This is a genomic window from Blautia pseudococcoides (assembly GCF_001689125.2).
Classification (GTDB): domain Bacteria; phylum Bacillota; class Clostridia; order Lachnospirales; family Lachnospiraceae; genus Blautia; species Blautia pseudococcoides.
Map to the genome: position 1 here is coordinate 1,219,217 of NZ_CP015405.2, position 17,436 is coordinate 1,236,652.

The following is a 17,436-nucleotide window of genomic DNA, read 5'->3' on the forward strand; positions in this document are numbered from 1 at the left end:
AATGATTGGAGGAAAGGCATATGCAGCTTATTATAGGCGGAGCATTTCAGGGTAAAAAAGAATATGCTATGGCAGTGCAGGGGTTGGAGGAAAAGGATATGAAGGACGGTGCGAAAGCCTCCTATGAGGATATTTTTTCCACCAGATGCCTGTACCATTTCCATGAGTGGATACGTGCCAGGCTTTTGGAGAACAGGGATTTGTCCAATCTGGAGGAGGAACTGTCCGGGAAAAACCCTGAGATCGTGCTTATATCCAATGAATTGGGCTATGGCGTAGTTCCTGTGGATGCCTTTGACCGGAAATACCGGGAGGCTGTGGGCAGGATCTGTACCAGGACAGCAGCCAGAGCTAAGCGTGTTGTCCGGGTGACCTGCGGAATCGGGACGGTGATAAAAGATGCTTAAAATCATGTTGATCCGCCATTCCATGACAGCCGGAAACAAGCTGGGACGTTACATCGGATCCCGCACAGACGAGCCTCTTAGCAGGGAGGGGATCTGTCTCCTTGAAAAATTCTCCTACCCGCCTGTAAAGCGGGTTTTTGTAAGCCCCATGCTCCGGTGCACCCAGACTGCGGAAATTTTGTTTCCGGGAATAGAAAAAGAGACGGAAGAACGATTGAAAGAGTGCGATTTCGGAATATTTGAGAACAGGAATTATAAGGAGCTTTCCGGGGAACCCAGATACCAGGCATGGATTGACAGTAACGGAACCCTGCCTTTTCCGGAGGGGGAAAGTCAGGAGGGATTCAGGAAACGTTGTGTGGAGGGATTTGTCCGCTGCCTGGGGCAGTGTCTGGAGGACGGGATTTCTACAGCGGCTTTCGTGGTGCACGGCGGAACCATTATGAGTATCCTCAGTATCCTTGCTGACTCAGACCGAAGTTATTTTGACTGGCAGGTAAAGAATGCCCAGGGCTATGAGATACTGGTTGATGAAAAAAAATGGAAAGAGGGTCAAAAGGTAGAGGTGACCGGAAAATATACACAGGAAGGATTTGGCAAGATATGGTGAAATGGACAGCACTGGCCCTGGTACTGGGCTTTTTGATAGATTTGCTTTTGGGAGACCCCAGATGGCTGTACCATCCTGTCCGCATGATCGGAAACGGGATCACGCTGCTGGAAAAAATGCTGAGGCGGATTTTCCCCAAAACGGCCAAAGGGGAGAGAACAGCCGGGCTTTTTCTTGTACTGCTGATTTGTATCGGAAGCGGAGGGGTTCCGTTTTTACTTCTGTATCTGGCATATCATATCCATACGGTCCTGGGAATTGTGCTGGAGACCTTTATGTGTTATCAGATGCTGGCAGTGAAATCCCTGAAGGCGGAGAGTATGCGGGTGTATGAGGAACTGAAAAAATTGGATCTGCCGGGAGCCAGAACAGCGGTTTCCATGATCGTGGGAAGAGATACCAAGAGTCTGTCTGAAGCAGGTGTGACGAAGGCAGCAGTGGAAACTATTGCGGAAAACACATCCGATGGAATTATTGCCCCTCTGTTTTACATGGCGATAGGGGGTCCTGCCCTTATGTTCCTGTATAAGGGGATCAATACCATGGACTCCATGGTGGGATATAAAAATGACAAATATCTGAATTTTGGACGGTATGCGGCCAGACTGGACGATATTGCCAATTACATACCGGCCAGGATCAGTGCCTGGCTGATGATACTGGCCTCCCTGTGCGCGGGATTTGACTGGAAAAATGCAAAGAAAATATTTTTGAGGGACCGCTACAATCATGCAAGCCCTAATTCTGCCCAGACAGAGGCAGTCATGGCAGGTGCGCTGGATATCCAGCTTGCGGGAAATGCGTTTTATTTCGGAAAATTATATGAAAAACCAACGATCGGAGATGCGGTCAGGGAAGTGGAGATACAGGATATTCCAAGGGCAAACCGCCTTCTGTATGTAAGTGCAGCCCTGGGAACCCTGCTTTTTGCACTGATCCGCATGGGCATTTTTTTGTTATATTAGGAAAGTTATCTGAACTTTCCTAATATAACAAAAAGCCATCCGGGCGGGATGCGCACTTCGCGCAAGAGGTAGATGACCGCAGGCGGCCGCGCTTCGGCGCGGGAATCCTGCGAGCAGGATTCTTTTTATTACTGTAAGGAGAAAATAAATGATAAGTTACCACACCCATGGCGGTGATGTCTACCGCCATCAAAATGTGACGGATTTTTCCGCAAACTGTAATCCTTTCGGCACCCCGGAGTCTGTAAAGCAGGCTGTAGCCAGGGCCATGGAGCAGATCTGCCATTATCCGGATGTAAAATGTGAGCGTCTCAGAGATGCCATCAGTCATTATGAGGGGGTTCCCGCAGAACAGGTTATCTGCGGAAATGGTGCGGCGGATTTGATCTTTGCCCTGGTACTGGCGCTGAAGCCAAAAAAGGCGCTGCTTCCTGCCCCGACCTTTGCGGAATATGAGCAGGCGCTTGCCACGGTAGACTGTGAGATTAAGCGGTATGTGCTGGAGGAGAGCCGTGGATTTTCCGTGGGAAGGGAATTTCTGGATCGTATCACAGAGGATTTGGATATGGTTTTTCTCTGCAATCCCAACAACCCCACAGGTGTGCTCATGGAGCAGACATTTTTGAGAGAAGTGCTGCTTCGCTGCCAGGAATGCGGCTGTATCCTTATGCTGGATGAGTGTTTTGTTGACTTTGTGGAACATCCCGAAGCGCACACCATGAAACCTTTTTTAGAGCAGTATAACAGCCTTTTTCTGCTGAAGGCATTTACAAAACGATATGCCATGGCCGGTGTCAGGCTGGGATACGCGCTGTGCGGGAACAGGGAACTCCTTGAAAATATGCAGATGGTGACCCAGCCCTGGAATGTGTCAATTCTGGCTCAGGAGGCCGGCATCGCCGCACTTTCGGAGAAGGAATATGTGGAGCATTCCATGGCCGTGATACACAGGGAACGCACGTATCTTTTGGAAGGCCTTGGGCGACTGGGATATGAGACGTTTGCCTCAAGCGCCAACTATATTTTTTTTAAAGGGCCGATAAACCTTCAAAAGAGCTGTCTTGACAAGGGGATTTTAATTCGGGACTGCAGCAACTACTACGGGCTTTCCAAAGGGTATTACCGGATCGCGGTGAGACTCAGGGAAGAAAATGATAAACTTCTGCGCGTGCTTGGAGAGATACCGGCGGCAGGCAGCAAGAATAGACAGATACCATAAGAGAAAGGCAGGTAACGGGAAATGGCAAAAGCAATTATGGTGCAGGGCACCATGTCAAATGCGGGGAAAAGTCTTTTGACGGCAGGTCTGTGCCGTATTTTCAAACAGGACGGATACAAGGTGGCGCCTTTTAAGTCACAGAATATGGCGCTTAATTCCTTCATCACAGAGGAGGGGCTGGAGATGGGCCGCGCCCAGGTGATGCAGGCTGAGGCCGCGGGCATTACGCCGTCTGTGTACATGAATCCTATTTTGTTAAAGCCTACAAATGAGACGGGCAGCCAGGTGATCGTAAACGGAGAGGTTCTGGGAACCATGAGTGCGAGAGAATATTTTGCATATAAAAGGAACCTGATCCCGGAAGTTAAGAAAGCTTATGAAAAACTGGCATCAGAATATGATATTGTAGTGATTGAAGGCGCGGGGAGTCCTGCGGAAATCAACCTGAAGCAGGAAGACCTTGTAAATATGGGAATGGCTAAAATGGCGAAAGCACCGGTGCTGCTGGTGGGGGATATTGACCGTGGCGGTGTGTTCGCGCAGCTGATCGGCACGGTGATGCTCCTTGAGGAGGACGAGCGGGAAATCGTCAAGGGCATGATCATCAATAAATTCCGGGGAGATAAGACCATTCTGGACCCGGGGATCACAATGCTGGAGGAAAAAAGCGGCATTCCCGTAGTGGGAGTGGCACCCTACCTGAATATCGAGGTGGAGGATGAGGACAGCCTAACCGAACGTTTTGACGGAAAACAGGAAGTGGATGTAATTGATATTGCCGTCATCCGTATTCCACGCATCTCCAATTTTACGGATTTCAATGCCCTGGAAGTGATACCGGGGGTATCGGTGCGTTATGTGAAAACGGTGGGTGATCTGAAGAATCCGGATATGATCGTGCTGCCGGGTTCCAAAAACACCATGGAAGACCTTCTCTGGATGCGGCAGAACGGTCTGGAGGCTGCGATTTTAAAGAAGGCAGCAGAGGGAAAGATCATTTTCGGTGTGTGCGGCGGTTACCAGATGCTGGGTGAAACTCTGTCGGACCCTGACGGTGTGGAGGCCGGAGGGCAGATAAAGGGCATGGGACTTCTTCCTATGGATACGGTATTTCAGGGGGCAAAGACAAGGACCCGAGTGGAGGGCAGTTTCCCGGAAGTGGAGGGCGCTTTGAAGGGGCTTTCCGGCGTGTCACTTGCAGGGTATGAAATCCATATGGGTATTTCGTCCCTGCGGGAAGGGGCCAGACCCCTTGTGAGGATCACGGATACCGTGAAAGGCAGTTCCAAAGAGGACGGGGCTTATGCGGGAAATGTTTACGGTTCCTATGTCCACGGTATTTTTGACAAAGAGGAAGTGGCAAAGAAGATAGTGGAAGCTATAGGGGAAGTAAAAGGCCTGGATGTAAGCCAGATGGCAGGTGTGGAGTTTGCAGAATTCAAGGAAACGCAGTATGATATTCTGGCAGATGGGCTGAGAAAACATCTGGATATGAAAAAGATATATGAAATCCTGGAAGCCGGCATATAGAAAGGGCGGATAAGATGAAGACAGAATTAGAAAATGTAAGACCAAAAGAGATTGAAACCAGAAGTTTTGAGATTATCACAGAGGAGCTGGGGGACAAAATACTGGTGCCCGGTACAGAGCTGATCGTAAAACGCTGCATCCATACAAGTGCAGATTTTGACTATGCAGATAATCTCTGTTTTTCCGACCATGCAGTGGAACAGGCGGTCCAGGCCATTAAAAACGGTGCCTGTATTGTGACAGATACGCAGATGGCAAAAGCGGGTATCAACAAGAAAGCGCTTAAAAAGTACGGCGGGGAGGTTTTTTGTTTTATGTCTGATGAGGATGTTGCCTGTGCGGCAAAAAGTCAGGGATCCACCCGGGCAGTGGCAAGTATGGATAAGGCTGTCTCTATAGGAAAACCTCTTATTTTTGCCATCGGCAATGCGCCCACAGCCCTGGTCCGCCTGTACGAACTGATAAATGAGAAAAAAATTTCCCCATATCTTATAATTGGTGTTCCGGTAGGCTTTGTAAATGTGGTACAATCTAAGGAAATGATCATGGAGACAGGGGTGCCCTACATTGTAGCAAGGGGAAGAAAAGGCGGCAGCAATATCGCAGCCTGTATCTGCAATGCACTTCTCTATATGATCGATAATGAGAGAGATTACTGGAAATAGAGAACTGTTCAGACCGTTGAGCAGTTACGGAAACAGACCTTCAATACAAAGGGAAAGAACAGGAAGGGGAAGTATAATATGAAGTGTGAAAGATGCGGCCATGAACTGGACAACGACGATCTGTTCTGCTCAAAGTGCGGAAAAGCGGTGTTCGAGGAATACATGGATGAGGACGACATCTGGGAGTTTTATAAAAGCGATGAAGAACTGAAGGATATAAAAAAGGAAACCGCCGCAGCAAAAGAAAGCGATCCTAAAGAACAGAGAGCTGAAAATGCGGCAGCGGATCCAAAAGAAGAAAAAGTAGGGGCAGAACCTCCGAAACCTGAAAGGACAGACCATACAGAAACGGATGGGGAAGGCATTGTTCTCGGGGATACAGTGACGGAGGAGTTGAGTCAGGATACGTTAGGGGATACGGATGCAGAAGCGGCGGAGCGTGAGAGGGAGACGCCTCCAACATTTCTGCAGAAGGAGGAGAACCCCAGGGAAGAATCCTCCTACAAGCCGAAAAAAGAAAAGCGGCAGGGAGAACCGGAGAAGAGAAATCCGGTCTGGCTCATATCCGGATGTATTCTAATTGTCTGCCTTCTCATTGGAATTCTGTGGGGTGTACACGCCATGCAGCAGATGGATGAGGAAAAAAAGGCATACTATGCCAAGGCAGAACAGGAAGACAAAACAGCCGGTGCCAAGGGGCAGGATTCTGAAAATACGCAGGGGTCAGCCGATAAGGAAGCGGATGCCAAAAAAGAGACGGAAACCGGAGAGAAGCACAACAGCGGCGCAGAGGCTGAAAAAGAAGAAAAAGACAAAGCGGCGGAGAAAAAGGAAGAAAAATCCAAAGAAGAAAAAAAGGAAGAAAAGAAACAGGAATATTTTAAACCGGTGGATGCGGACAGCGTAGACTTTTCCAAATTCCAAAAAATCTCCATTGCTTCCACGGACCAGAATTCCCAGCAGTCCTCCGATAAATATGATTACAGCGCGGCCAGCGCTGCGGATGGGGATACTGCTTCCTCCTGGCAGGAGGGGGAAGACGGACTGGGGGAGGGTACCGGTATCCGTCTGGATTTTGACAAGGCTCACAAAGTGCGCTACATGGTACTTTACCTGGGGAACTGGAGAAGTGAGGACATGTGGAAGGCAAATGCCAGACCGGCGTCCCTGACGATCAGTGTGGGAGATTCCCAGAAGAAGGATGTGGAGTTTTCCAATGAAAAGAAGGCGTTCTGCCTTTCCTTTGATGAACCGGTGGAGGCCTCTTATGTATCCCTTTATATTAAAAGCGGATTTGAGGGAGACAGATGGAATGACAACTGTATTTCAGAAATTGAACTATATGAATAAAAGATCAGGGCAGAAATGATTAAGCCATGAAACAGAAAGCTATAATTCTGTTTCATGGCTTTTTGTTTGCTGTCAAGGTCATCCAAAAGGGGCTTTCTTACAGCCAGACCAGTGAATACATAGACCTGTATAGCAGTGATTCTTATTTGTCAACTGCACGGATGTGGTCAATAAAGAGACGGCGTATGCCCTTGTATTCTCCGAGACCTTTTAACACAGCCTTCACTTCATATCCTTCGTCCTTAAACTGGCTGTACCAGGATTCCGGGTCATCCCCCGCCATATCATTTTTGGCGTGGTCACCGGCCACGATCATAAAGGGCGCCAGCACCACTTCCTTCGGCTGGTAGGCTTTCAGCATTTTTTTCAGACTCTCCATAGAAGGGTAGGCCTCCACAGTGCCCAAAAAGAAGTTGGGATATCCTTTATCTTTGAAGGTGTAATCCAGGGCAGCATAGATGGAGTTGGCAAAATGGGTCGTGCCGTGCCCCATGAATACCAGTGCCTGTTCCTTTGTAATATGAGAGAATTCGTCCGCAATAGCAGTAATAACTTTATGGCTGTCATCCTCCGTGGTAAGAAGCGGGTCCCCGAAAGAAATCGAATGGAAGGAATCCCGGTAGGTAAGGGCATCCTCCTTCATCAGGTCATTTTCAATGCCATTGATCACATGAGTGGGCTGTACCAGTACATCTGTAATGCCGTCTGACATCATCTGCTCCATGGCTTCCTTTACAGTGGGAATGATCAGGTTATCCCGGTTTTTAAGCTTTCGGATGATCATTTTGCTGGTCCATGCCCGATAGACAGGATACTCCGGGAAAGCCTGTCTCATGGAATCTTCGATGGCATCAATGGTAACCTTTCTGGTGTCATCATGGCTGGTGCCGAAGCTGACTGCCAGGATCGCTTTCTTTGTCTTCATGTTCACTGGTGATATTCCTCCGTAATGTGTAGTATTGATATTGACATCTGCTATGTATTTCTCTAAGGTCTGCAGATTTTTGGGAACAGGCAGCGCAGGCTTTAAAATACCTTTCATACACAGGCTGTCAAACAGTTCCAGCACGGCAGGCGCTTCCAGGTTCGTCTGGGCCAGCACTGCTTTGTTGCTGAACACATCAGCGGGGGTGCCGTGCATGAGAACTTTTCCCTCGTGAAACAGCATAATTTCGTCCGCCCACTCATAGGCATAATTTACATCATGGGTTGCCATGAGGACTGTGATCCCGGCCTCTGTCAGACGGTTTACGATCTGGTTCACCATGGTGGTATGCTTGGGGTCCAGGGCGGCAGCCGGTTCATCTAAAATAATAATGTCCGGATGCATGACAAGAATGTCAGCTATGGACACCTGTTTTTTCTGGCCTCCGCTTAAAGAGTGGGTGGGCTTATGGCGGAAAGGTGTGATTTCCAGATGCTCGATGACCTCCTCCACCTCTTTTTTTGCCTCCTCCTCTGATACACCCAGATTGAGGATGCCAAAAGAAATCTCCTGGTATACACTGGCTGAAAAAAGCTGGTTGTCAGGGTCCTGAAACACGATCCCTATTTTGCTCCGCAGTTTTAAGAGGCCTTTCTTGTCATAGGTGAACGGTTCGCCGTTAAAATACAGGGCGCCTGAGGAAGGGCGGTGTATGCCGTTGCAGCACAGAAAGAAAGTGGATTTTCCTGAGCCGTTGGAGCCCATGAAAGCAACCTTCTGTCCCCGTTTGATTTCCAGGCTGAGACCATTTAACGAATGGGAATTCTCGTCGTCATATGAAAAAAATAAATTCTCTGCTTTTAATATGATGTCATTGTTCATGCGAAGAACCTCCTCCAGATAGTTATGGAAAATAAAATGATTTCAAATAAAACGATCCACACGATCACTTTTTTCTTGGGAGGATAGGTTTCATTCAAAACATGGATGGTGCCGTCATAGCAGCGTGCCTCCATGGCGCTGTAGAGGGCATTGGAACGCTTAACCGCCCGGATCATCAGGACAGATCCCAGGGCACCGAAGGACTTTAAGCTTGTCTTGTAATTTCTATTTCCCAGGCGGCTGTTCTGTGACGTGGAAATATAATAGGCAGTATCCAGCAGCACAAAAATAAAACGGTAAATCAGCAGCATCAGCTCAATCATCAGTTTGGGGCAGTGCAGCTTTCCCAGTACATTCAGAATGTCCGGTATAGGGGTTGTCATGGACAGAAAATACAGGCAGGAGACTGCGGACAGGGCTGTCAGAATCAACTGCAGGGCATAAAGCAGCGCGTCCACGCTCCCTGTGAGATACCAACTGCCCATAGAAACAGCAAATAGATCCAGGGGCTCGTGTTTCAAATTCAGAACAATGGCAATGGTGCTCAGAATCAGGAAAGCCAGCGGCACAGTCATAAAATGTATATAGCGGGAAAAAGGGATTCCCCCCTTATAAACGGTGAGAATCCCTGTGACTGCTAAAACCATGCATGCGACCACGATGGAACGACTCATTACACAGAAAAGAAGTGTAATCATCGCGAACGCAAACTTTTCACCGGCATTTTCATATCTAAGCTTAGAATTGTAACAAAGCTTATCAATGGTTATCATAAGTTACTCCTTTCGCCGGATGCAAAGTATCATTGGCCTTTTCCCAGCTTCTTTCTTTCTACAAAGCGTCCCATAAAGAAGGCCAGGATGCCAACTCCGATGGAAGACTGTACACAGAATAAAAGACTTTCCACTTCGCCGGGAAGCTCGCGGCCAAGTATTTTTTCAAGGATCGGTTCTGCGATGGGCTGAAAACCGGAGTCCACTTCCGCCACCACCTGGCTGCCGGCATCGTCAGAGCCGCCGAATTCCGCGTCCTTTAAAGCAAAGAGCGGTATGAACGCAATTAGAATGATCACAACTAATAATCCGATTACTGTTTTTTTCATATTACTTTGCCTCCTTTAAAAAACCGATGGTACGGAGTTCCGGTTTCGCATAGGTCTCAAGACCCATGATGATAAGAACTGTGATGACGCCTTCGATAATTGCCAGAGGTAACTGTGTGGGTGCGAACACCAGCAGGAATTTTCCCATAGCGCCCATGATGGTAGTGTCTGCATGGTGAGCCAGTGCCATCTGTACGGCAGTTACACAGTATGTAAATAAATCGCCCAGGGTTGCTGCAAGGAAAACAGAAACATATCGGTTCACCTTGCATTTTTTACAGATAAAGAAAATTCCGTAAGATACAAAAGGTCCTGCGATCGCCATAGAAAAAGTATTGGCACCCAGGGTGGTAAGTCCGCCGTGGGCCAGCAGGATAGCCTGGAAGAGGAGCACAATGATTCCCAGAATAGAAACTGCGCTGGGGCCGAAAAGGATGGCGCCAAGCCCGGTTCCTGTCATATGGGAACAGCTTCCTGTCACAGACGGGATCTTAAGGGATGAGATCACGAATACAAAGGCTCCTGACATAGCCAGCAGGGTGATCAGGTTTCTGTGTTCATTCAGGGTTTTCTTGATGGACATAAAACCTGCGATCAAAAATGGGACGCAGATCACACCCCATGCGATGCAGAACCCTCCGGGAAGATAACCTTCCATGATGTGCATGGCACTTACATTCGGCACAATACCAAAGGTCAGTGCGAACATGCTTGCCAATACAATGATTCTTTTCTGTTGCTTACTCATTTTGTCTTTTCCTCCTTCTGATTGAGTAATATAATGCCCAAATGGGTATAAAAAAACCTGGCGGTAAAAACACCGACAGGCCATCAGAAGAACAAATGCGGACAGCAGACCTTATTTTAATAAGCGCCTATACCGCCTGTTCTTACACAAGGCCATCGTTCGTAACCATTGTGTAAATCGCTTGTGACAGGCAGGTCTTCTGACTCGGGCCTCATCACCACATTTTGCCTTCCCAGTTTCCCAGTGACATCATAAAATGCAGCTCTTCCCTCACAGCGGCGCGACCGTGTGAGCTTTTAACTCAACTTTCCTATTATTCCGACGTAGCGGACACCTGTACACACTCAATTCTGTGATTATTGTATCGCCCTGGAAGTTTTTTGTCAATTGAATTCGACAAAAAATCAAGATGTTGCACCTGGTAACATTCTGTGCTAATATGAAAAAACAAAAGGTGCGTATAAAACAGTGCAATGTCCTGGCTTTCTTAGCATCTAAAAAACGGAAACGAAAGATATGGAGTGTAGGAACTATGAGTATTTCCATGATTGGAATTGACCACAGCAGAGCATCCGTGGATATCAGGGCCAGATTTTCTTTCACCAGAAAAAATGCGGTGAGCGCTATGGAGCGGCTGAAAGAAGACAAAGATATCTTAGGGTGTATTATTTTGTCTACCTGCAACCGGATGGAGATCTGGGCCAGCGTGCAGGATGACTGGGAGGGTTCCCTTTACAGTTTTCTTTGCAGGGAAAAAGATGTTTGCGAGGAGGAACACCGGGAGTTTTTCATCACAAGAGAAGGCAGTGAGGCAGTGGAGCACCTGTTCTATCTGACCAGCGGTTTAAAATCCCAGATTCTGGCGGAGGACCAGATCATCACCCAGGTGAAGGATGCGCTGACACTATCCAGGGATGCTTACTGTACGGACGGTGTGCTGGAAGTGCTTTTCAGGATGGCAGTGACGGCAGCCAAAAAAGTGAAAACAGAAGTGGCGTTTTCAAGAGCCAATACCTCTGTCATCCATCAGGCAATTGACAGGCTGGAAAACCAGGGATTTTCCATCCAGGGCAAGACCTGTATGGTCATCGGAAACGGAGAGATGGGGAAAGTGACGGCTCTGGCACTGAAAGAGGCAGGCGCGGATGTGACGGTGACGGTCCGCCAGTACCGAAGCGGTATGGTGACCATTCCCCAGGGATGTGAGCGTATCAATTATGGGGACAGGATGGAACTGCTGCCAAAGTGTGATCTGGTGGTGTCAGCTACGGCCAGCCCGAACTGTACCATAACAAAAGAACTTTTTGAAAATGCGGAGGTTCCCCATCATGTGATCCTGATCGATCTGGCTGTGCCGAGAGATATTGACCAGGAGGTGGGAGAACTTCAGAATGTGACCCTCTATGATATTGACAGCTTTAAGATCGACGCTGCATCCCCCAGGCTTCAGGCCAGTATGCAGAAGGCAGGGGCTATTTTAAAGGAACAGATGTCAGAGTTTTACGACTGGTTTTCTGGTCGTGATGTATTTCCGAGAATCCAGGACATCAAGACAGAGGCTGTGGAGGATTTGAATGCGCGGATCCTGAAGATCCTGAAAAAGACCCCTATGGAGGACAGTGACAGGGAAAGGCTTCTGAAGGCTATTGACACCGCTGCGGGGAAGGTGGTAGGCAAGATGATCTTCGGGCTGAGGGATTCTCTGGAGCAGGATTTGTTCATGGAGTGTGTGGCCGGATTGGAGAAGGTTTATGAAGACTGAGAAAAAACGGTTTCCCCTGTACACAGACCTGACTGAGAAAAAAGCTGTGGTCATAGGCGGAGGAAACATAGCTTCCAGAAGGATCAAAAGCCTTCTTGGATTTGTGGGGGAACTGATAGTGATCGCCCCCGATGTTCAGCCGGAAATCCAGGAGCTTGCAAAAAGCGGTGAGCTGGTCTGGAAACAGAAAAAATACGAACGGGAAGATTTATATGATGCGGATCTGGCATTGGCGGCCACAGATGACAGGAAGGTAAATGAAGATATCTACAGTGCCTGTAAATGTCTGGGCATACTGGTGAACACAGCCAGTGACCAAAACAAATGTGATTTTCATTTTCCTGGAATCATAAACCACGATGGTGTGGTCATTGGGTTCAACGCAGCGGGAAAAGATCATAAGAAGACAAGGCAGATGCGGGAAAAGGTGGAAGAATTTTTAAAGACGCCGGGAGGTAGGAAATGAGCAGCAAAACAGTAGTGATCGGGAGCCGGGAGAGCCGGCTTGCCGTAATACAGAGTGAGATGGTGAGAGACTACATAGAGAAGAACAATGAAGGACTGAAAGCTGAGCTTCTCACTATGAAGACAACAGGGGATATTATTTTGGACAGAACCCTTGACAAAGTGGGGGGGAAGGGCCTGTTTGTAAAAGAGCTGGACCGGGCGCTTCTGGACGGAAGAAGCCAGCTTTCCGTACACAGTCTGAAGGATATGCCCATGGAAGTCCCGGAGGAACTGCCTCTTCTGGCTTTCTCAAAAAGGGAGGACCCAAGGGACGCGCTGGTGCTTCCCGAGGGAGCGACGGAACTGGATAAGACAAAGCCCATCGGCTGTTCCAGTCTCAGGCGTACCCTGCAGCTTGGTGAATTGTTTCCTGAGATGGAGTGTAAAAGTGTCAGGGGGAATGTACAGACAAGGCTTGGAAAGCTTGACAGAGGAGAATACAGTGCTCTGGTTCTGGCTGCGGCAGGGCTTAAAAGGCTGGGGCTGACCCACAGGATATCCAGATATTTTGAGCCGGAGGAGATGCTGCCCGCGGCAGGACAGGGGATTCTGACTGTACAGGGCAGAAAAGGGAAAGACTATTCTTACCTGGATGGCTACGGGGATGCGGACAGTACCTGTGCGGCCCTGGCGGAGCGCTCTTTTGTAAGAGTTCTGGACGGCGGATGTTCCTCACCGGTTGCGGCCCATGCGGTGGTGGACCGGGACAGAATCGTGCTTACCGGCCTCTATTATGAGGAGGAGACCGGTGCATATAAAAAGGGCAGTCTGGAAGGGACCAGGGCTGAGGCAGAGGAACTGGGCGTTCGTCTTGCAAGAAAACTGAGAGAGGAGTGCAGAGCGGAATCCATGACAGCAGGTGGACAGGAGACAGACCGTGCATACGGTAAGGGAAAGGTCTGGCTTGTGGGCGCAGGCCCGGGAGATATCGGACTTTTTACCCTGAAAGGTATGGAAACTTTGAAAAATGCCCAGGTGGTTGTGTATGACAGCCTTGTGGGACAGGGCGTCCTTTCCCAGATTCCGGCTGGTGTGCGCCTGATCAATGTGGGGAAACGTGCGTCTCACCATATTATGCCTCAGGAGCAGATCAACCAGGTACTTGTGGATGAGGCAAAAAAGGGATACCGGGTAGTCCGGTTAAAGGGCGGAGACCCATTTCTCTTCGGAAGAGGCGGAGAGGAGCTGGAGCTTCTCACAAAAGAGGGAATCCCCTATGAAGTGGTGCCCGGAGTCACCTCCTCTTTGGCCGTTCCTGCATATAACGGTATTCCGGTGACACACAGGGATTTCTGTTCCTCCCTGCATATTATCACAGGACATAAAAAGCAGGGGGAGGCCTATGACATTGATTTTGAAGCACTGGTGCGCACAAAGGGAACACTGGTGTTCCTCATGGGTGTCACGGCACTTGCTGATATCTGCAATTCCCTGCTGCGGGCAGGTATGCCGGGTGAGATGCCGGCCGCCATACTGCAGAAAGGAACTACGGCAGGGCAGAAGCGGATCGTGGCTACCGTCTCCACTTTGGAGGAGGAGGTAAAACGCCAGGGGATCGAGACGCCGGCTATCATTGTGGTTGGCCAGGTTTGTTCTCTTGCTGATACCTTTGGATGGTATGAGAAGCTGCCCCTGGCAGGATATAAAGTGCTGGTCACAAGGCCCAGAGAGACGGTTTCCACCATGTCTCAAAAGCTGCGCCTGATGGGAGCGGAAGTACTGGAGCTTCCCGCTATCAAAACAGCACCGCTTAAAGACCAGAGCGCGCTTTTCAGCGCATTCGGACAGCTTGACAGCTATGACTGGCTGGCATTTACAAGCCCTATCGGTGTGAATGTATTTTTTGAGGAGATGAAAAAGGCAGGGACAGACGTGAGAAAACTGGGCGGAGCAAAGATCGCTGCCATTGGAAAAGGTACGAAAAAGGCACTGGAAGAGAGAGGCCTGTTTGTGGATCTGATGCCTGAGGTGTTTGACGGGGAATCCCTGGGAAGAGTGCTGTGTGAAGTCTGCAGCGGAAATGAAAAGATTCTTCTTCCGAGAGCAAAGATCGGAGGAAAAGAGATCATCCAGGAGCTGGAGAAAAAGCCAGGGCTTTTGATCTGTGATGTGCCGACCTATGATACCTTTTATGAAAAACAGGAAATGATCAATGAGAAAAAGGCTTTTGAGAGCGGAGAGATCAACTGTGCTGTCTTTACAAGTGCGTCTACCGTAAAAGGATTTGCGGAGGCAGTAGAAGGCCTTGATTATACAAAAGTGACGGCTGCCTGCATTGGAAAGCAGACGAAAGCTGCGGCGGACGCATACGGAATGAAGACATTTATGGCAAAACAGGCGACCATTGACAGTGTGGTGGATTTGGTTGTAAACTTGAAAAACAACAGGTAACTGTGAAAACACGGAACAAATGAATACACAGACCTGTCTGGAGCGTTACGAATATACGAATAATTGAAAATTACAATAAGAGAGGATAAAAGGAGTGTAGCAGCATGGAAATGACAGTCAGACCGAGAAGGCTTCGGAAAAACGATACCCTGCGCAGAATGGTGCGGGAAACCAGGATGGATAAGAGTTCCCTGATTTACCCCATTTTTGTCCGCGAGGGAGAGAATATGGAGGAGGAAATCCCCTCTATGGAAGGACAGTTCCGATACAGCATAGACAGACTGCCTTACGCCCTGGAAGGGCTTAGGAAGGCAGGGGTGGATAAAGTCATGTTCTTTGGTATCCCGGATGAGAAGGACGAAGTGGGAAGCCAGGCATACGCAGAGAATGGTATTGTACAGAGGGCGCTTCGGGAGGCCAGAAAACAGTTCCCGGAAATGTATCTGCTCACTGATGTGTGCATGTGTGAGTATACATCCCACGGACACTGCGGCGTACTGTGCGGCCATGATGTGGAAAATGATGAAACCCTTAAACTTTTGGCTAAGACGGCCCTATCCCATGTGGAGGCGGGGGCTGATATGGTTGCCCCTTCAGATATGATGGACGGCAGAGTCCGGGCCATCCGTGAAGTCCTGGATGCCAATCAGCATAAGGATATCCCCATCATGTCCTATGCTGTAAAATATGCCTCTGCATTTTACGGTCCTTTCCGGGAAGCAGCGGGTTCTGCCCCTTCTTTTGGGGACAGAAAGAGCTATCAGATGGATTTCCACAATAAGCGGGAGGGCCTGAAGGAGGCGCTTCTGGATGTGCAGGAGGGTGCTGATATTATCATGGTGAAACCGGCGCTTTCCTATCTGGATGTGATCCATGAGGTAAAGAACAGCATCAATCTGCCTGTAGCGGCCTATTCGGTCAGTGGGGAGTATGCTATGGTGAAGGCAGCGGCAAAGCTTGGATATATTGATGAGGAAAACATCATCTGTGAGATGGCAGTGAGCACTTACCGGGCCGGAGCAGATATCTACCTGACTTATTTTGCAAAAGAACTGGCCGGATTTATGGATGAAGGGAGAATCGGATAATGACAAGATCAGAGGAATTATTTGCGCGCGCCGTAAAACGGATTCCCGGAGGCGTAAACAGCCCTGTGAGAGCTTACGGCGCCATTGGGGAGACTCCGCGTTTTATACAGGGGGCAGTGGGAAGTAAAATATTTGATGTGGACGGCAATTCCTACACGGATTACATTGGCTCCTGGGGACCTATGATCTTAGGACATAACCATCCTGCCATCCGTGAAGCGGTGATCAAGGCCAGTGAAAACGGGTTAAGCTTTGGCTGTGCCACCGCCAAAGAGGTGGAGATGGCCGAATTTATCTGTGAAAGGATCCCCCATGTGGAGATGATCCGTATGGTAAATTCCGGCACAGAGGCCGTGATGAGTGCCCTCCGGGCCGCCAGAGGTTTTACCGGCAGGGATAAGATCATTAAGTTTGCAGGATGCTACCATGGCCACACAGATGCCATGCTGGTGAGTGCGGGAAGCGGTGTCATGACCAGCGGTGTGCCGGACAGTGCCGGTGTGCCCAAGGGCTGCACACAGGATACCATGATCGCTGTGTATAATGATCTGGGGAGTGTGGAAGAACTTCTGGAGGAGAGCAGAGGCCGGGTGGCTGCTGTGATCGTGGAGCCTGTGGGTGCCAACATGGGTGTGGTCCCACCTGCTGACGGATTTCTGGAGGGACTCCGGAGGCTGTGTGATAAGCACGGGGCAGTGCTGATCTTTGATGAAGTCATTACAGGCTTCCGGCTGAAATTTGACGGTGCCGCAGGATTTTACGGCGTGACACCGGACCTTGTCACCTATGGAAAGATCATCGGCGCGGGAATGCCCGTGGGTGCTTATGGCGGAAGAAAAGAGATCATGGAAAAAATCTCCCCCGCAGGTCCGGTGTACCAGGCGGGAACACTCAGCGGAAACCCCATTGCCATGGCAGCAGGCCTGGCACAGCTTCAAATCCTGTTTGAGGATCCGGAGATTTATACAAGGCTGTACCAGAAAGGGGAGATGATGTTCGAGGGGATCCGCAGGATTTTCGTGGAGAATAATATCCCATATCAGGTGAACAGCGTGGCATCTCTTGGATGTATTTTCTTTACAGAAGAGAAGGTGACGGACTATGCATCTGCAAAAACTTCGGATACAGATGCTTTTGCTGCATATTTTAAATATATGCTGAACCACGGCGTACATCTGGCACCTTCCCAGTTTGAAGCCATGTTCCTGTCAGATGCCCATACAGAAGAGGATATAGAAGCAGCACTGAAGCTGATAAAGGAATATTTTTATGCATGACCGGTGAA

16 protein-coding genes, 2 pseudogenes and 1 riboswitch are annotated in these 17,436 nt (G+C 49.1%); of the genes and pseudogenes, 13 read left to right on the forward strand and 5 right to left on the reverse strand.

From position 1 onward, the window contains the following. Positions 1 to 20 precede the first annotated feature (20 nt). The 7 genes from A4V09_RS05665 (at position 21) to A4V09_RS05695 (ending at position 6,746) form a co-directional block, all read left to right on the forward strand. Complete coding sequence (locus tag A4V09_RS05665) at positions 21 to 407, forward strand: bifunctional adenosylcobinamide kinase/adenosylcobinamide-phosphate guanylyltransferase (protein WP_065541486.1); 387 nt, start codon at positions 21 to 23, stop codon at positions 405 to 407. Beyond that, on the forward strand, positions 400 to 1,017 hold the full coding sequence (locus tag A4V09_RS05670; protein ID WP_065541487.1) for a histidine phosphatase family protein: 618 nt from the start codon (positions 400 to 402) through the stop codon (positions 1,015 to 1,017). Before A4V09_RS05665 ends, A4V09_RS05670 begins: the two co-directional genes overlap by 8 nt. Beyond that, on the forward strand, positions 1,011 to 1,982 hold the full coding sequence (gene cbiB / locus A4V09_RS05675) for an adenosylcobinamide-phosphate synthase CbiB (RefSeq protein WP_065541488.1): 972 nt from the start codon (positions 1,011 to 1,013) through the stop codon (positions 1,980 to 1,982). The genes A4V09_RS05670 and cbiB overlap by 7 nt, the downstream gene beginning before the upstream one ends. A 148-nt stretch (positions 1,983 to 2,130) precedes the next feature. Further along, on the forward strand, positions 2,131 to 3,201 hold the full coding sequence (locus A4V09_RS05680) for a pyridoxal phosphate-dependent aminotransferase (protein WP_065541489.1): 1,071 nt from the start codon (positions 2,131 to 2,133) through the stop codon (positions 3,199 to 3,201). 21 nt (positions 3,202 to 3,222) lie between these two features. Continuing rightward, entirely contained in the window at positions 3,223 to 4,731 is a 1,509-nt protein-coding gene (locus tag A4V09_RS05685) for a cobyric acid synthase (protein WP_065541490.1), read from the forward strand. Positions 4,732 to 4,745: 14 nt separating this feature from the next. After that, entirely contained in the window at positions 4,746 to 5,396 is a 651-nt protein-coding gene (locus A4V09_RS05690; RefSeq protein ID WP_065541491.1) for a precorrin-8X methylmutase, read from the forward strand. 78 nt (positions 5,397 to 5,474) lie between these two features. Further along, positions 5,475 to 6,746, forward strand: a complete 1,272-nt coding sequence (locus tag A4V09_RS05695; protein WP_065541492.1) for an NADase-type glycan-binding domain-containing protein — start codon at positions 5,475 to 5,477, stop codon at positions 6,744 to 6,746. A gap of 142 nt (positions 6,747 to 6,888) precedes the next feature. On the opposite strand, the gene A4V09_RS26335 is transcribed toward A4V09_RS05695, so the two are convergent. The 5 genes and pseudogenes from A4V09_RS26335 to A4V09_RS05715 all read right to left on the reverse strand — a co-directional run bounded on the left by A4V09_RS26335 (position 6,889) and on the right by A4V09_RS05715 (position 10,403). After that, entirely contained in the window at positions 6,889 to 7,671 is a 783-nt protein-coding gene (locus A4V09_RS26335; protein WP_440132448.1) for a sirohydrochlorin cobaltochelatase, read from the reverse strand. A 279-nt stretch (positions 7,672 to 7,950) separates the two neighbouring features. Next, positions 7,951 to 8,553 (reverse strand): annotated as a pseudogene (locus tag A4V09_RS26340) (energy-coupling factor ABC transporter ATP-binding protein); the annotation flags it as partial. Further along, complete coding sequence (gene cbiQ / locus A4V09_RS05705; RefSeq protein ID WP_065541494.1) at positions 8,550 to 9,326, reverse strand: cobalt ECF transporter T component CbiQ; 777 nt, start codon at positions 9,324 to 9,326, stop codon at positions 8,550 to 8,552. The pseudogene A4V09_RS26340 and the gene cbiQ, both read right to left, overlap by 4 nt. A gap of 29 nt (positions 9,327 to 9,355) precedes the next feature. Next, positions 9,356 to 9,655: a cobalt ECF transporter S component CbiN gene (locus A4V09_RS05710; protein WP_065541495.1), complete on the reverse strand. Its 300-nt coding sequence runs from the start codon at positions 9,653 to 9,655 to the stop codon at positions 9,356 to 9,358. A 1-nt stretch (position 9,656) separates the two neighbouring features. Continuing rightward, positions 9,657 to 10,403 (reverse strand): energy-coupling factor ABC transporter permease, encoded by a 747-nt coding sequence (locus A4V09_RS05715; RefSeq protein ID WP_065541496.1) that lies wholly within the window; start codon positions 10,401 to 10,403, stop codon positions 9,657 to 9,659. 172 nt (positions 10,404 to 10,575) lie between these two features. After that, positions 10,576 to 10,756: riboswitch (cobalamin riboswitch) on the reverse strand. Positions 10,757 to 10,935: 179 nt separating this feature from the next. On the opposite strand from A4V09_RS05715, the gene hemA reads away from it, so the two are divergent. The 6 genes and pseudogenes from hemA (at position 10,936) to hemL (ending at position 17,428) form a co-directional block, all read left to right on the forward strand. Next, complete coding sequence (gene hemA, locus A4V09_RS05720) at positions 10,936 to 12,165, forward strand: glutamyl-tRNA reductase (protein ID WP_065544653.1); 1,230 nt, start codon at positions 10,936 to 10,938, stop codon at positions 12,163 to 12,165. After that, positions 12,155 to 12,631 (forward strand): precorrin-2 dehydrogenase/sirohydrochlorin ferrochelatase family protein, encoded by a 477-nt coding sequence (locus A4V09_RS05725; RefSeq protein ID WP_065541497.1) that lies wholly within the window; start codon positions 12,155 to 12,157, stop codon positions 12,629 to 12,631. The genes hemA and A4V09_RS05725 overlap by 11 nt, the downstream gene beginning before the upstream one ends. Positions 12,632 to 12,690: 59 nt before the next feature. Beyond that, a pseudogene (gene hemC / locus A4V09_RS26345) lies at positions 12,691 to 13,443 on the forward strand (hydroxymethylbilane synthase); the annotation flags it as partial. Positions 13,444 to 13,521: 78 nt separating this feature from the next. Further along, positions 13,522 to 15,063, forward strand: coding sequence for a uroporphyrinogen-III C-methyltransferase (gene cobA / locus A4V09_RS26350; protein ID WP_242964102.1), 1,542 nt, complete (start codon positions 13,522 to 13,524; stop codon positions 15,061 to 15,063). A 104-nt stretch (positions 15,064 to 15,167) separates the two neighbouring features. Then, positions 15,168 to 16,151: a porphobilinogen synthase gene (gene hemB, locus A4V09_RS05735; RefSeq protein ID WP_084043444.1), complete on the forward strand. Its 984-nt coding sequence runs from the start codon at positions 15,168 to 15,170 to the stop codon at positions 16,149 to 16,151. Next, positions 16,151 to 17,428, forward strand: a complete 1,278-nt coding sequence (gene hemL / locus A4V09_RS05740; RefSeq protein WP_065541499.1) for a glutamate-1-semialdehyde 2,1-aminomutase — start codon at positions 16,151 to 16,153, stop codon at positions 17,426 to 17,428. The genes hemB and hemL overlap by 1 nt, the downstream gene beginning before the upstream one ends. The last annotated feature ends 8 nt before the right edge of the window (positions 17,429 to 17,436 follow it).